Origin of the sequence: Carnobacterium sp. FSL E2-0243 (genome assembly GCF_038003605.1) — a bacterium.
In the GTDB taxonomy this organism is placed as follows: domain Bacteria; phylum Bacillota; class Bacilli; order Lactobacillales; family Carnobacteriaceae; genus Carnobacterium; species Carnobacterium maltaromaticum.
The window spans coordinates 1-13,082 of record NZ_JBBOPM010000002.1 but is presented as its reverse complement, the minus strand read 5'-3'; the positions used below and the strand labels follow the sequence as shown (position 1 = coordinate 13,082).

17 protein-coding genes and 1 riboswitch are annotated in these 13,082 nt (G+C 31.9%); of the genes, 10 read left to right on the top strand and 7 right to left on the bottom strand.

Translation table 11 applies throughout. From position 1 onward, the window contains the following. Window positions 1-257: 257 nt before the first annotated feature. The 6 genes from MHI00_RS16600 to MHI00_RS16575 all read left to right on the top strand — a co-directional run bounded on the left by MHI00_RS16600 (window position 258) and on the right by MHI00_RS16575 (window position 3,772). On the top strand, window positions 258-431 hold the full coding sequence (locus MHI00_RS16600; protein ID WP_155520245.1) for a hypothetical protein: 174 nt from the start codon (window positions 258-260) through the stop codon (window positions 429-431). Window positions 432-666: 235 nt separating this feature from the next. Continuing rightward, window positions 667-1,140, top strand: coding sequence for a JAB domain-containing protein (locus MHI00_RS16595; protein ID WP_051926833.1), 474 nt, complete (start codon window positions 667-669; stop codon window positions 1,138-1,140). A gap of 277 nt (window positions 1,141-1,417) precedes the next feature. Beyond that, window positions 1,418-1,627 (top strand): hypothetical protein, encoded by a 210-nt coding sequence (locus tag MHI00_RS16590; RefSeq protein ID WP_034558279.1) that lies wholly within the window; start codon window positions 1,418-1,420, stop codon window positions 1,625-1,627. 193 nt (window positions 1,628-1,820) lie between these two features. Continuing rightward, window positions 1,821-2,243, top strand: coding sequence for a cupin domain-containing protein (locus MHI00_RS16585; RefSeq protein WP_034558281.1), 423 nt, complete (start codon window positions 1,821-1,823; stop codon window positions 2,241-2,243). A gap of 120 nt (window positions 2,244-2,363) precedes the next feature. Then, the gene (locus tag MHI00_RS16580; RefSeq protein ID WP_034558286.1) at window positions 2,364-3,017 is read left to right on the top strand and encodes an ABC transporter ATP-binding protein; all 654 of its coding nucleotides are present in this window, start codon (window positions 2,364-2,366) and stop codon (window positions 3,015-3,017) included. Beyond that, window positions 3,014-3,772, top strand: a complete 759-nt coding sequence (locus MHI00_RS16575; RefSeq protein ID WP_034558288.1) for an ABC transporter permease — start codon at window positions 3,014-3,016, stop codon at window positions 3,770-3,772. The genes MHI00_RS16580 and MHI00_RS16575 overlap by 4 nt, the downstream gene beginning before the upstream one ends. Before the next feature lie 153 nt (window positions 3,773-3,925). Here the strand turns inward: MHI00_RS16575 and MHI00_RS16570 are convergent, their stop codons facing one another. From MHI00_RS16570 to MHI00_RS16555, 4 genes are all read right to left on the bottom strand, one after another. After that, complete coding sequence (locus MHI00_RS16570; protein WP_035067070.1) at window positions 3,926-5,764, bottom strand: heavy metal translocating P-type ATPase; 1,839 nt, start codon at window positions 5,762-5,764, stop codon at window positions 3,926-3,928. Between the two features lie 99 nt (window positions 5,765-5,863). Next, a riboswitch (NiCo riboswitch) is annotated at window positions 5,864-5,968 on the bottom strand. Window positions 5,969-6,123: 155 nt separating this feature from the next. Continuing rightward, window positions 6,124-6,675, bottom strand: a complete 552-nt coding sequence (locus MHI00_RS16565) for a tyrosine-type recombinase/integrase (protein ID WP_035067072.1) — start codon at window positions 6,673-6,675, stop codon at window positions 6,124-6,126. Window positions 6,676-6,871: 196 nt separating this feature from the next. Beyond that, on the bottom strand, window positions 6,872-7,444 hold the full coding sequence (locus MHI00_RS16560) for a helix-turn-helix domain-containing protein (RefSeq protein ID WP_035033544.1): 573 nt from the start codon (window positions 7,442-7,444) through the stop codon (window positions 6,872-6,874). A gap of 758 nt (window positions 7,445-8,202) precedes the next feature. Beyond that, entirely contained in the window at window positions 8,203-8,559 is a 357-nt protein-coding gene (locus MHI00_RS16555) for a hypothetical protein (protein ID WP_021150714.1), read from the bottom strand. A gap of 153 nt (window positions 8,560-8,712) precedes the next feature. Between MHI00_RS16555 and MHI00_RS16550 the strand changes: the two genes are divergently transcribed. Continuing rightward, complete coding sequence (locus tag MHI00_RS16550; protein ID WP_005237713.1) at window positions 8,713-9,147, top strand: RrF2 family transcriptional regulator; 435 nt, start codon at window positions 8,713-8,715, stop codon at window positions 9,145-9,147. Further along, entirely contained in the window at window positions 9,144-10,535 is a 1,392-nt protein-coding gene (locus tag MHI00_RS16545; RefSeq protein ID WP_005237714.1) for a dihydrolipoyl dehydrogenase family protein, read from the top strand. The genes MHI00_RS16550 and MHI00_RS16545 overlap by 4 nt, the downstream gene beginning before the upstream one ends. Before the next feature lie 374 nt (window positions 10,536-10,909). On the opposite strand, the gene MHI00_RS16540 is transcribed toward MHI00_RS16545, so the two are convergent. Next, window positions 10,910-11,188, bottom strand: a complete 279-nt coding sequence (locus MHI00_RS16540; RefSeq protein WP_005875075.1) for a DUF1905 domain-containing protein — start codon at window positions 11,186-11,188, stop codon at window positions 10,910-10,912. A gap of 226 nt (window positions 11,189-11,414) precedes the next feature. Here MHI00_RS16540 and MHI00_RS16535 point away from each other — a divergent pair, with 226 nt between their 5' ends. After that, on the top strand, window positions 11,415-11,735 hold the full coding sequence (locus tag MHI00_RS16535) for a hypothetical protein (protein ID WP_035067086.1): 321 nt from the start codon (window positions 11,415-11,417) through the stop codon (window positions 11,733-11,735). 178 nt (window positions 11,736-11,913) lie between these two features. Here MHI00_RS16535 and MHI00_RS16530 read toward each other — a convergent pair whose 3' ends face one another. Continuing rightward, on the bottom strand, window positions 11,914-12,252 hold the full coding sequence (locus MHI00_RS16530) for a type II toxin-antitoxin system PemK/MazF family toxin (protein ID WP_035067089.1): 339 nt from the start codon (window positions 12,250-12,252) through the stop codon (window positions 11,914-11,916). Next, window positions 12,246-12,488: an AbrB/MazE/SpoVT family DNA-binding domain-containing protein gene (locus MHI00_RS16525; RefSeq protein ID WP_051926844.1), complete on the bottom strand. Its 243-nt coding sequence runs from the start codon at window positions 12,486-12,488 to the stop codon at window positions 12,246-12,248. The genes MHI00_RS16530 and MHI00_RS16525 overlap by 7 nt, the downstream gene beginning before the upstream one ends. A 251-nt stretch (window positions 12,489-12,739) precedes the next feature. Here MHI00_RS16525 and MHI00_RS16520 point away from each other — a divergent pair, with 251 nt between their 5' ends. Further along, complete coding sequence (locus MHI00_RS16520; RefSeq protein WP_035067092.1) at window positions 12,740-12,946, top strand: hypothetical protein; 207 nt, start codon at window positions 12,740-12,742, stop codon at window positions 12,944-12,946. Window positions 12,947-13,082: the final 136 nt, after the last annotated feature.

Here is a 13,082-nt window from a genome sequence, read left to right as displayed (position 1 = left end):
CAAAATACCATTAAGTGAGTTACAAGAAACTATCTGGGGATTATCAGAAAGCTCATTAGAAATGATTTCAGAAGAATCCATACATTATTATATAAATTTAATAGAACCAAGGATATGAACAAAATATACAACCGTAATGAAAATGTATGTTGGTTATCCATTAAAAAAGATAAAAAAATCAAAGACAATATATTGTAATATGATGGTATAATAATACAAAATCTTATTTACTATGAGTGTTTTAGGAGATGTTTATAGTGTTCGATGTATTAAAAGAAATGATATATAACAATTATAATGCGAATACCTTGCAAGACCATATAGATTCTTTACATACAATACTAGATAACAATGTAGAAAAAATGACTATTTCAGAAGTAGAATATGAAGTACTAAATGAACTGATTGGTGATTTAAATAATATCAATTAGTATATTGGCAGATCGGTAAGTGTAAATAACAAAAGATATGTAGGTAAAAAACATGTATATGCCTATCCAATTAGCTTTATTGATTTTTTATCTTATTTAAAACAATTTGTAAAAGAACCATTTACTGTTTTAGCAGTAAACGGTTCTTTTTCCCTAATTACAATAAGTGATATAAAAAAATGATTTGAATATTAAAAGCGTACTTTTAATACAACAAAGAAAAGGGAGGTACAAAATGAAAACAGTAAAAGAGATAGAGGGGAAAAAATCAGTACAATTAATAAAAGAAGTGGTGAGAGTAAAACAAACTGTTGTAGAAAGACCAGTTGAATACAATACAATGATTACTAGTACTACGATAGCTAAACAAATAGGAATTGACGAAATAGGAGACGAAGCTCAAGAAGTGTTACTTTTAGTTGCACTAAATACTAAAAATAAAATCAATGCTATTCACAAAGTGTTTAGTGGATCACTAGATAGCAGCATAGCGCACCCAAGAGAAATATTCAGAAGTGCTTTGTTGAATAATGCAGCAAGAATACTGATTTATCATAATCACCCTAGTGGAAATACTGATCCATCAATTGAAGATTATGAGCTTACAGATAGATTTTTTGCAGCAGGAGAATTGCTAGGAATAGAAGTGTTAGATCATATTATAGTTGCTGGAAATGATGCAATATCTTTTAGAGAAAACACTTTATAAAATAAAAAAACAAAAGAGTAGTAAGAACTATGGGTTGGGCGTTATAACTCACTGGAAAACTTATTCTGCAACTTGATAATTTTTTTAATGTTTAATTTTTTAGTTTAGCTATATAATTAAGAATAAGTAGTAGAAGAAATAAAATTAATAGGTTCAGAACAAAAAAAGAAAAAATCCTATCCAGAAAAAATAAAAAATAAAAAAAACTAGTGACTTTAAATATTTTTTATGTAGGTCAATAAAATAAGTAACAACTTATAAGAAAGCAGGGATGAAAATGACTCAGACAGACTTAGATTTAATTGCAGAGTCTTATCAAAAAGCTTTATTTTTACCTAAAAGAAGAAAAAATGAAACGTTAGTTTCGTTGATGAATCAGCTTGAACATAGGTATTCCACATTCATTATTAATCCTATTGGAGAAGATCTAGAACGAGAAGAAGTACGGTTATACAAGGAAATCAGTAATGCGCGTGACTTTTCATAATTATATAACTGGTGGTAATCCAAGTAGCTCCGTCACAACATGAGCGACGGAGCTACTTGGTTTAATGGGTGATTATGTTAAGTAAATGTTAAAATAGGATTTAAAATACTTGCTTTTTAGATAATGATAAGATAGAATTAGATTGTAATAAATATTATTAAATAATTAGTATAAAAACGGAGGGATTAGGATAATGAGTATTGATTTTAAAGATCATGGCAAAAAACCTTATGTAGTCAATATTGAAGAGGCTACTGTGCAAAACGATAATTATCGGACAACAATATGGACAGGAGAAAAATTACAAGTAACGGTAATGACTATTCAACCGAACGATGATATTGGTTTAGAAGTGCATAAAGGAATCGATCAATTTATTCGTATCGAAGAAGGGCAAGGATTATGCCTTATGGGACCGTCCGAAGACAACTTGAATTTTGAACAATCCGTTTCTGAAGATGAGGCAGTTTTTGTTCCAGCAGATATGTGGCATAATATCAAAAACACTGGAGATACTCCCTTAAAGTTATATACCATTTATGCTGGACCTGATCATATTGAAGGAACCGTTCATCCAACCCATGAAGATGCAAAAAATGATCCAAACGAACATTAAAAAAAATTACTGAAAAAATAATGATTTAAGCCCAAAAATTTGAGTTCTACTTTTATTTTTGGGTTCTTTTTTATTTTTTTGAAATAAACCTACATATGAACGATTTGAGGAGGTAAATATATGGAGGCACCATTATTAAAAACAACAAATTTAGAATTCGAGGTAGATGGTAAAACTATTTTAAAAGGTATCACTCTAACTATTGAAAAAGGAGATTTTTTAACGATTACAGGTCCATCTGGTAGTGGTAAAAGTACATTATTAAAAATTATTGCCTCAATGTTATCGCCCACCGAAGGCAAATTATGTTATCAAAATAAACCAGTTGAAGAATATGAACCGACTGATTACCGAAAAGAAGTATCCTACTGTTTTCAAACGGCGACTCTTTTTGGAGAAACAGTAAAAGATAATTTAACGTTTCCTTATGATATTAGAAATCAGCCTTTTAATGAAAAAAAGGCCTTATCTGCTTTAAAAAGCGTTGGTTTAGGAAAAGAGTACCTAACTAAATCAGTCCATGCATTATCTGGCGGTGAAAAGCAAAGAGTAGCGTTAATTCGTAATATATTGTTTATGCCTAAGGTTCTATTGCTAGATGAAGTGACAAGCGCATTGGATGAAGAAAATCAGACTATTATTCGTTCCTTGATCCGTAATCTAAATCAAGAGCAAGGCATTACGATAGTATGGGTCACACATAATACAGTAGAGATTCAATCTTCAAATCGTATTGTCCACTTAGTTAATGGAGAAATGGAGGAACCTAAATGAACTTAGCTATTAATAATGCATCTTTATTATTTGCAACAGCTTTGGTTGGAATAGCACTTATTGTTGTTTATAAAGAAAAATTAGGATTAGGTAAAGATATTTTAATCGGTGTGGTTCGAGCAGTTATTCAATTAGTTGCAGTTGGTTTTTTGTTGGGCTACGTTTTTAATTTAAATAATATTATTGTGACATTAGCACTTGTTTTAGTCATTATTTTTAACGCCTCTTTTAATGCTGGTAAGAAAAGCAATGGCATATCAAATGCATTTAAAATATCGTTTATTGCTATATTAACAGCAACTAGTTTGACTTTAGTAGTGCTCCTTCTATCGGGAGCTGTTTTATTCATTCCTTCGCAGGTGATTCCAATATCAGGAATGATTGCTAGTAATTCAATGATTGCGATTGGAATTTGTTATCGAAACTTAAATGCAAAATTTAAAGACCAACGTCAACAAGTATTAGAAAAGTTAGCTCTAGGAGCAAATTTAAAACAAGCCTCTATTACAATCGTACGTGACAGTATTCGCTCAGGTATGTTGCCTACCATAGAGTCTGCAAAAACAATAGGAATCGTTAGTTTACCCGGAATGATGTCAGGATTAATGTTTGCTGGTGTAGATCCAACACATGCAATAAAGTACCAGATTATGGTTACCTTTATGTTGCTTTCTACAACAAGTATTGCATCTGTTATGGCTAGTTACATGGCATACAAAGAATTTTATACCGAAAGCAAACAATTAAAGAATTAAAAGCTCCTTTTTTCTAGAGAAGTTTGTTATTGAAAAGTTTATTTTTTTATAAAAAATAGAGTAAGAAAAGGAGGAAATTAAGATTGATTCCTAGATCCCCGTTTTCTCACTCTGTTTTAGTATCAACTTGTCTTTTATTTAATTACATTGAGGCTACACTTTTTTCTCCTTTTGCAATAAACGTAGCCCGTTCAAGATAACCAAAATTGTTGAACCTTCATGAAAGACAACTCCTACTGGTAAATCTAGATAGCCTAAAAGATTCAAAAAAATCAGTATGACAATGACGCTGATTGAAAAAATAATATTTTGCTTAATGATACGGTTTAATCGACTACTTAGTTTATAACTATAAAGTAGTTTTGCTAAATCATTTTTTACGATTACCACATCAGCTGATTCTATTGCCACGGATGAGCCGCTACCCATAGCGATACCAATATCAGCATTTGCTAATGCTGGTGCGTCATTGATTCCATCTCCAACCATGCCGACTACCTTTTTATTTCGTTGGCTTTTTAAAATATAATTGATTTTATCTTCTGGAAGACAGTTTGCTACATAATCATTTACTTTGACTTCTTTGGCTACTTTCGCAGCTACTCTTTCGTTGTCACCCGTTAATAGAACAACTTGAATACCTTCTTTTTGAAAACCCGATACCGCTTCTATTGCTTCATAACGTACTTGGTCGGAAAGAGATACGTAACCAACAATTCCATTGTCTTTTACCACAATAATAGTTGTATTTTCCTCGGCTATTTTATCAAGATAATGATTTTTATCGAGGTAACCGTTAAAAGCACTGGGTTTTCCTATTGTGATTGCTCCTTTTTTAACACCGGATCCAGCTATTTCCTCCACAGGTTCTGAAGTATCAATGTCTTTAAAGGTTCTATCTTTGAAAGCTGCAACAATCGCGTTGGCTATAGGATGGTTAGATTGTTGTTCCATATAAACTACTTCATTAAGAACATCATCTGGAACTTCGTAATCTAATACTGTGAAATCGCCAAGTGTTAATGTCCCTGTTTTATCACTATACAAAATATCCATAGTGTTCAAAGATTCCATCGCTGCCCCACCTTTAACTAGTACCCCATTTTTTGCCCCATTGCTTATGGCACTGAGAGTTGCTGGTGTAGCAGAAGCGACCAAAGCACATGGGCTAGCAACGGTTAGTAAAACCATTCCCCGGTAAAAGGCTTCTTGAAAGCTAAATCCATTAATAGTATAGAGGGTAACAATAAAAATGGGTACTATAATTAAAACAGCAATTACATATTTTGTTTCAAATCGATCAATAATTTTTGAGATTTTTGAGGGTCTTTTTTGTGCTTCTTCCACCATGCGAATAATATTTGAAAAAACAGTTTGATCACTCGTTTTATTCACTTTAAGATGAAATGCATTCCCTTCATTGAAAGTCCCAGAAAAGACTTCATCTCCGTTTTCCTTTTCAACAGGTAATGATTCTCCAGTAAGACTTGCTTCATTGATTTGTGTTTTCCGATCCGTATACCCATCGATAGGTATTTGAACTCCTTTTGAAATTACTACGGTATCACCAACTTTTAAGGTGTTAGTAGGCACCTCAACAACTTCACCATTCTCTTTAAATAATTGAGCTACAGCTGGAACATGGGACATTAATTCAGAAATAGCACTTTTTGATTTATTAGTAGCATATGATTCTAGAGCTTCTGATCCCGCAAAAATTAGTAATAGTATAGCTCCTTCTGATTCATAACTGATTAAGCATGCACCTAAAGCCGCTAAAATCATAAGCAAATCAACATTTGGAGCTTTAGAATGAATTGTTTCTACAAGGGCTTTTTTTGCTGAAAAGAAGCCTAAAAAGAAAATGGCAAAGTAAAAAGAAAATTGACTATAGAAGCCTCCTAATGAATTCAAAACAAAACCACTAAGCGTAAAAAAAATTCCAATCATTAAAAATTGACCTGAACGTGTGTTACTTAAAAATTTCAACATTTCCCTCTTCCTTTCTATAAACAATATCAATCTAGTAGCTAGATTTCCCCTCCTTAATAAAAAATAAAAACAAAAAAAGGCACACCTATAGGACAGTATTACTGTCCCACAGGTGTGCCTTTTTGGCACTACTCTGCTATCACACATCGGTGATCCGGCTGCATGTACCTCGAAGAGGTCCACCGCCTGTTCAGATTTAAATAGCTCTCATTCTAAAACATAAGCAAGAAGAGCAAGTTAAATTAGATTTATACATACAAATAATATCATTTGTAGAATAGTATATCAACAAAAAAATATAAGAGGAGTATTTAAAATTGAATTTTTATAGAATTAGTAAAAATATACCTAAAAGAATATTAAAAACCTAATCTGAAATTAAATAAGGTCTCGCTGATTTCATCTTCATTGATTCCAATATAACGTTTCGTAATCTTCTCGTTGCTATGGCCAACTATTTCCATGAGTGTAGCCACGTCTTTGGTTTTCTTATAGTAATGATAACCGAACGTCTTGCGCAACGTGTGCGTGCCGATATCGTCTCGATCCAATAGGTCGCCCACCTTTTGAAACATCTGGTACACCGTGTTGACCTTTAAATGGCCACCGGTGGTGCTAGGAAACAAATAATCCTCTGGCTTCAAGTCTTTGGTGTAGTCTTGGATCAACTCCTGCAGGCTGCTTAAATATAAAATACGTGTTTTCCCGGTCTTTTGTTCCACAATGCGTGGATTCTTCGAGGTAATCACGTCTTTTTTCTTTAGTTTCACGATATCGGACATGCGTAAACCGCTATTAATACCGATCAAAAACAGAAAAACATCGCGTTTGGCGTTCTTATTGCGGCGCAAACAAAATAAAAAGTCGTTGATTTCTTGCTGCGTTCTTAAAGGTTGGACGTTATATGTCATTGAAAATGGCTCTCCTTTCAAAAAACGATACATGATTTCATTCAGTATACCACGAAATCATGTATCGGAGGGGCTTAGAAAAAAAGAACCCTATAGAGATAGTATTCTGGATACATGATTTTATACAATTTCATGTATCTGGACTAATAAACTAATGTAATTTTACAACGAAACAATAGAGCTTAAACAATAGAGCTTAAACAATAGTGAATAACCATATAGATAATAAAGCAATAATTCCTGCTACTAAACAAAAAACAAGTACTATTAATCTTTTATCTTGCTTATCCTTTCGTTTGTTTCTTTTTTTTCTTACAGCTTCAATGTCTTTATTTTCCATGAAAGCTATGATTTCTTTATATGTTTGGACATCTTCCGATTTTTTGATTTTCTCAACTTTTATCGCTCCATACATTCCTACTAACCATAGAATAAATGGGGGAAGAAAAAACCAATAACCCGGTAGTAATAAAGAAGGACCAATTGATAACATAGCCAACACAATAAAAACAATCATTACCTTAGTATATTTGTCCATTTCTGAATGAGATACCCAATCTTTCATTGTTTCTACATCTCCTTTTACTAACTCATCTAAAGAAACATCAAAAAGAGCGCTAAGTAATAATAAGTTATGAATATCAGGATAACTATGTCCATTTTCCCAGTTTGAAATGGTTTGTCGTGAGACAAATAGTTTTTCCGATAATTCTTCTTGAGAGAGTGCCAATGTAGCTCTATATTTTTTTATTTGTTTACTTAGATTCATATTATCTGCTCCTTCTAACAATAGGATAATTTAAGTGGAAGAAATATACTATCAAATGTCTTTATAATCAGGAAATTTCGAGTGTCAAAATGTTTTTACAAACAATAAATACGTACTTGAAAACCACTAGTATTACTTATTCAAGGAACTTATGTTGTATTTTATACTAAAAAATAACCTTATTCGAATAAGGTTCAAGATATATATTTCTATCTAATTTCATGTATGAAAAAACGAAAAGGAAGTGTCTCTATTGTTTGCCTACCAACCATTCTACCCTATGATGCTAGCTCTAGTTTATATAGGAGTAACTTATTTCTTAGTTAGACATGAAAATAAGTATATCACCTACGGAATTACTATTTTCTCGTGTCTTTTGAATTTCTCATTTCTTTATCTCTGGCTTGATAAAATAATTTTTTTGATGACCTCTGCAGGTGAAGGATTCCAACGATTTATGGAGTTTAGTCAATTCGTTGATGTTTCATACTTTATCTTGCTTGTTCCTCTTCTGCTTCTTTTTGCGTGGTATGGCATCAAGAAAATAGTCCAGCAAGATCAATATCTCGGGTTAAAAATAGTCTTTATCTCTTTTTACATCGTTGCACTAGTTGGACTATTAGTATTAGGACAACTTGTATTTAGCTTATTATATTATGGTTTTGCTCCTTAAGATACATAAAATAAACTTAATAGTAACCTTGATTCAACAACATCCTATATACACGACTTTATGCAATTTCATGTATTAAGATGATTTAGAAAACCGACAGTACGCCATACATTAAGAAAAACTCAATAAGAGCTCCTACTATCGCCAAGCTAGATTTTTCTAAGTTCATTCTCTTCCTGTTTTGTGTTTTCGGATCATTTCTTACTTCTCTATTGTCCATATAATCTAAGATTTTTTTATAGGTTTTTAGATTTTCTTTATCTTGGATCTTTTGAAGTTTAATAGCAGCATTGACCATGATTACTATAAAAGTAACTGGCAAAATCAAAGAAAAATCGCCCCAGTATTTAAATAAGGATGCAGTAATGAGGGTTAAAACAAATGATCCTATAATAACCAACATTAATTGATTCATCTTAGCAATAGTTACTTCTCTTTTCATCTTATCGTCATCTCCTTTAATCAATTCGTCTAAGGAGATATTAAAATAATTGCTTAAAAGTAACAGACTTTGTAGATTTGGATAACTTTTAGGTGTATACTTAATTTAGATAAAGTAACTTTAAAAGTTACTTTTTAAAGAAGGTGAATAATTTTGAGTGAATTTACGATTGCAGTACATGGGTTGGTCTATTTAGGTCATAACAATTCAATTTTTACCAGTGAAGCATTAGCTGAGAACATTTGTACGAATCCAGTTCGTGTTCGCAGAGTTCTGGCAAAATGCCGAAAAAAAGGATTAGTTCAAACAAAAAAAGGTGTGCATGGCGGATACTTTCTAACCGATAATTTAGAAGCTATCACTTTAAAAAATGTTTATGAGGCGATAAAGATCCCAATTATCCAAAATACTTGGCATTCAGGTTATATCAATGAACAATGTATGATTTCGTCTGGTATGTCAGAAGCTATGGATGATCTTTATGATGAGCTGAATAAAGATGCAGTAGCAAAACTAGCAACTATTACATTAAAAGATATGGAAGTAAAATTATATGCAATACAAAATGAGAGGGGCACTAAAATATGAATGAGTACACTACAGACGTAGCCATTATTGGATTTGGTAAAGCAGGAAAAACATTAGCAGGTGCTTTAGCTAAAAAAGGAAAAACCGTCACTGTGATTGAAAAATCAGCTAAAATGTATGGTGGAACTTGTATTAATGTGGGATGCTTACCGACTAAATCGTTGACACATAGTGCAAAAATTATTGATCAATTATCAGAATTTGGCATTGAGCGAAATCCTGAGATTAACAACCAGTTTTTCAAACAAGCCATGGACTATAAAACTGAATTAGTAACCAAATTAAATAAAAAAAACTACCATAAAATTGCTGATTTAGATAACGTAACAGTCTTAGACGGTTTTGCTCACTTCAAAGATGACCATACTTTGTTAGTGGATACAGATACAGAAACGCTACAAGTTACGGCTGCTAATATCATTATTGGAACTGGATCTACGGCTGTTATTCCAGATTTTGAAAACAAGCAAAACAGTCCACACATCCACACAAGTGAAGAAATTTTAGAGCTAACAAATCTGCCAAAAAAACTAGGTATTATCGGAGCTGGTCCAATTGGATTAGAATTCGCTTCTTATTTTGCTGAATTTGGTTCTGAAGTAACCGTTTATCAATTCAATGACTCATTATTGCCACGTGAAGATAAGGATGACGCAGCAGCTATTTTGGAAAGATTAGAAGAATTAGGGGTAACTATTGAATTTAACGCTCAAGCTAAACGTGTTCAAGATACGGATAATGGTGTACGTTTAACATTTGAACAAAACGGCGAAGAAAAATCTGCTGAATTAAATGAAATTTTAGTTGCTACTGGCCGTATTCCTAACACAAATAAATTAGATATTGAAAAGGCTGGCGTGGCGCTCGGCGCTCGTGGAGAAATCAAGGTAAACAAGCACTTGCAATCTTCTGTTGAACACATTTGGGCAGTGGGCGACGTTAAAGGTGGACCACAATTCACTTATATTTCTTTGGATGACTACCGTATTGTTTTGCCTCAATTGCTAGGAGAAGAATCCAACTATAATTTAGAAACGCGTCGTGTTTATCCTACAGCAACATTTGTGGATCCAACATTTGCACGGGTAGGCTTTAATGAAAAAGAAGCAACTGAAGCTGGTAAAAATTATAAAGTTGCTAAGATGCCCGTTGCTGCTGTTCCTAAAGCTCAAGTATTGCGTGAAACAAGCGGCTTTTTGAAAATATTAGTTGATCCAGAGACTGACCTTATATTAGGCGCAAGCTTCTTCAGCTACGAAGCTCACGAAATGATCAACTTAATTGCATTAGCAATTAATGAAAATATTTCATATAAGAGTTTACGAGACGGTATTTATACTCACCCTACAATGAGTGAATCCATGAATGATTTACTTGAAATGATTTAACTTAAATTTAACCACAAAAGAGGCTGGGACAAAATAAAATGGACCTTATAGAGATCTATTTTTCAGAGTCCACTCTATAGGAGTCATTTTACACTATTCACCTCCTATTCATTATTACTTATAACAGATAAGAGGTGAATATCATGCCCTCACTAGACGTTTATGTACCAATTAATAACTCTATTTTAGTACTTGTTGAAGAAATAAAAGAGTGTCTATAAAATCGTATAAACTAATTTATATAAGAGATTCCGGAAAACATCGTGTGCGATATAAAAATAAATTCTATCAAATATAGAACTTACCCAAATCTTTAAGCCCATCATAGCGTAAGTTTCATATCTAAAAAGAGAAGATTGGATTTATTGAGTAAATTAATCATGCAAATATAACATTACCGTTACTATATCGCCACCGCTTTTCCCTATCGCGTCTCTAATTTCCTTATTGATTGAGATGATCTTATCTTCATCTTTCCTTGGAGCCAAATAAATGTTTTTCACTTCAAAATCGTCAATTGTACCAGATACTTTTAAATGTCCCCATCTCCCTTTATTATCAGCTGTTCCTGGTAGTCTAAGGTGATAAGTCCATGATCCAAATCCCTCTTTGTAATGTAATTTGAGTTTCTGATTGTCAATTATTTTTATCATTTAAATAGCCCCATTTCTCATTCACTTTATCTATAGTTATGATACATGAAACTATCTAATATCGTGTATTTTAAAATAATGATCGTCTAAAAAAACACATATTATATTATATTAATTATTCTTTAAGAATACACTTAAAATAAGGATTTCTCTTGATCCATAGTTAGTTTATTGCTTAATATATACTTGTAGGTATTTTAAAATACAAAAGAACGGAGGATCTTTTATGATGACTCATTTTTTTGATTCATTCTGGTGGATGTTTTCAGGAGTTTTTATTACTGCAAGTATTTTAATTACTTTAAATTTAATAAAAGTGATTAGTTTTAGAAAAGAACTTTCCTTAAAGTTTAAAATAGTAGATTTAATCGTTCCAATAAGTTTATTAGTGCTATTGATTTTTGCTAATTTCTTTTCAGGCGTTTTATATGATCAATTTAATCTAGCTACAGATAATATGCTACTTATACTAACTTTTTATTCAGGTATCATATTTTTAATTCAAGTTTATTATACGTTTAAGAAAGAAAAACAAAAAAGTGTTTAGAAACGCAATTTCTAATTAAAGCAACACAACAAGACATTATTGAAGATGCTGTTATTTTCTTAAGTACTCAATATAAATAATAGCAAAAAGGACTCTACCGCTGTTTAAGCGATAGGGTCCTTTTGAGCATTAACTATTAATAGCCTTCATTGCTAAATTTAAATTTTCACTGTCAACATTACTTTATATTTTCATTTTTTTGAACAATTACTTTTACTTTCACTAATAATTCATCTATCAATTTCTCTGGAACAGTCTCCACATAACTATATTTTCTTGCATTGTAATCAATGGTTACTAATTGATCTAACAAAACTTTTCCTGAAGATTTCGTACCTTGTAATGGCACATATAAAGGATAGTTGCGTTCTGTGTTTGATATTGGAGCAAAGACCGCTATATTAGCATAGTCACTGACACCATGATAGCTTAAACAAATATAGGGTCTGTATCCTTGTTGTTCATGTCCTTGTTTAGGATCTAAATTTATCTTAACAATATCGCCTTGTTTTACCATTTCTCATTTCCTATAGGAGAAAAACTTTGTAGTTCTGTTGTAAATGTTTCTTTGTTGTAGTCTTTGAAAAGTTCTTCAAAAGTTACTTCTTTTTCGGCTTTGGTTAATACAATCGAATGATTAATAACTTCTACATTTAAGTCATCATCTTTTTCTGCTTCCAATGCTTCTAATAGGCTTTTGGGTAAACGGATTGCCTGACTGTTTCCCCACTGTTTAACTGGTAGTTGAATCATTAGAATCCCTTCCTCTCTTTTGTCCATTGTAGCAGAAAGTATCTACTTTGTATATACACGTTATTCAATAAGAGTAAGAAATTAATTCTATTAAATTAAAATTTATATAAGCAGATTTTCATAATAGAAGCTGGCTAATCAATATAAAAAGTATAATTGTTAAAAATGTAATAAAGTGAATAATATAATTGTAGCCTATTACACAACAAGGTACAATTATAGGTGTTATAAAAAAGGGATATTGAAAAATTATGATACAAATAGGCTTTTCGGACCAAGTAAAAAAAGATATTAATGTTAAACCATCTAAAAATAAACATCAGAAATCAGAGGAAAACATTACTACCGCAGTTAGAATTAGCACACAATATTATGAAGTATTAAGAGAAAGAGCTTTTCTTGAAAAGACCTCTGTCCGTCAATTAGTTGACGATAGACTAGCAGAGAAATTAGATTAAAAAACTGTAACAATAAGATATGTGAGAATGTATTATTTACTTTAAAGCTTGTATAACAAGGAACCACAATTTTTGTGGTTCCTTGTTATACAAGCTTTTTTTTTCACTTATTTGATAAGAACTATTTCTTTTATAC

What these genes read in the sequence shown, in the direction of transcription:
- MHI00_RS16545 (WP_005237714.1), top strand. Translation starts at nt 9,144, where the DNA reads ATGAATGAGTACACTACAGACGTAGCCATTATTGGATTTGGTAAAGCA.
- MHI00_RS16535 (WP_035067086.1), top strand. Translation starts at nt 11,415, where the DNA reads ATGATGACTCATTTTTTTGATTCATTCTGGTGGATGTTTTCAGGAGTT.
- MHI00_RS16580 (WP_034558286.1), top strand. Translation starts at nt 2,364, where the DNA reads ATGGAGGCACCATTATTAAAAACAACAAATTTAGAATTCGAGGTAGAT.
- MHI00_RS16570 (WP_035067070.1), bottom strand. Translation starts at nt 5,764, where the DNA reads ATGTTGAAATTTTTAAGTAACACACGTTCAGGTCAATTTTTAATGATT.
- MHI00_RS16560 (WP_035033544.1), bottom strand. Translation starts at nt 7,444, where the DNA reads ATGAATCTAAGTAAACAAATAAAAAAATATAGAGCTACATTGGCACTC.
- MHI00_RS16525 (WP_051926844.1), bottom strand. Translation starts at nt 12,488, where the DNA reads ATGATTCAACTACCAGTTAAACAGTGGGGAAACAGTCAGGCAATCCGT.
- MHI00_RS16575 (WP_034558288.1), top strand. Translation starts at nt 3,014, where the DNA reads ATGAACTTAGCTATTAATAATGCATCTTTATTATTTGCAACAGCTTTG.
- MHI00_RS16565 (WP_035067072.1), bottom strand. Translation starts at nt 6,675, where the DNA reads ATGACATATAACGTCCAACCTTTAAGAACGCAGCAAGAAATCAACGAC.
- MHI00_RS16585 (WP_034558281.1), top strand. Translation starts at nt 1,821, where the DNA reads ATGAGTATTGATTTTAAAGATCATGGCAAAAAACCTTATGTAGTCAAT.
- MHI00_RS16590 (WP_034558279.1), top strand. Translation starts at nt 1,418, where the DNA reads ATGACTCAGACAGACTTAGATTTAATTGCAGAGTCTTATCAAAAAGCT.
- MHI00_RS16530 (WP_035067089.1), bottom strand. Translation starts at nt 12,252, where the DNA reads ATGGTAAAACAAGGCGATATTGTTAAGATAAATTTAGATCCTAAACAA.
- MHI00_RS16540 (WP_005875075.1), bottom strand. Translation starts at nt 11,188, where the DNA reads ATGATAAAAATAATTGACAATCAGAAACTCAAATTACATTACAAAGAG.
- MHI00_RS16520 (WP_035067092.1), top strand. Translation starts at nt 12,740, where the DNA reads ATGATACAAATAGGCTTTTCGGACCAAGTAAAAAAAGATATTAATGTT.
- MHI00_RS16555 (WP_021150714.1), bottom strand. Translation starts at nt 8,559, where the DNA reads ATGAAAAGAGAAGTAACTATTGCTAAGATGAATCAATTAATGTTGGTT.
- MHI00_RS16595 (WP_051926833.1), top strand. Translation starts at nt 667, where the DNA reads ATGAAAACAGTAAAAGAGATAGAGGGGAAAAAATCAGTACAATTAATA.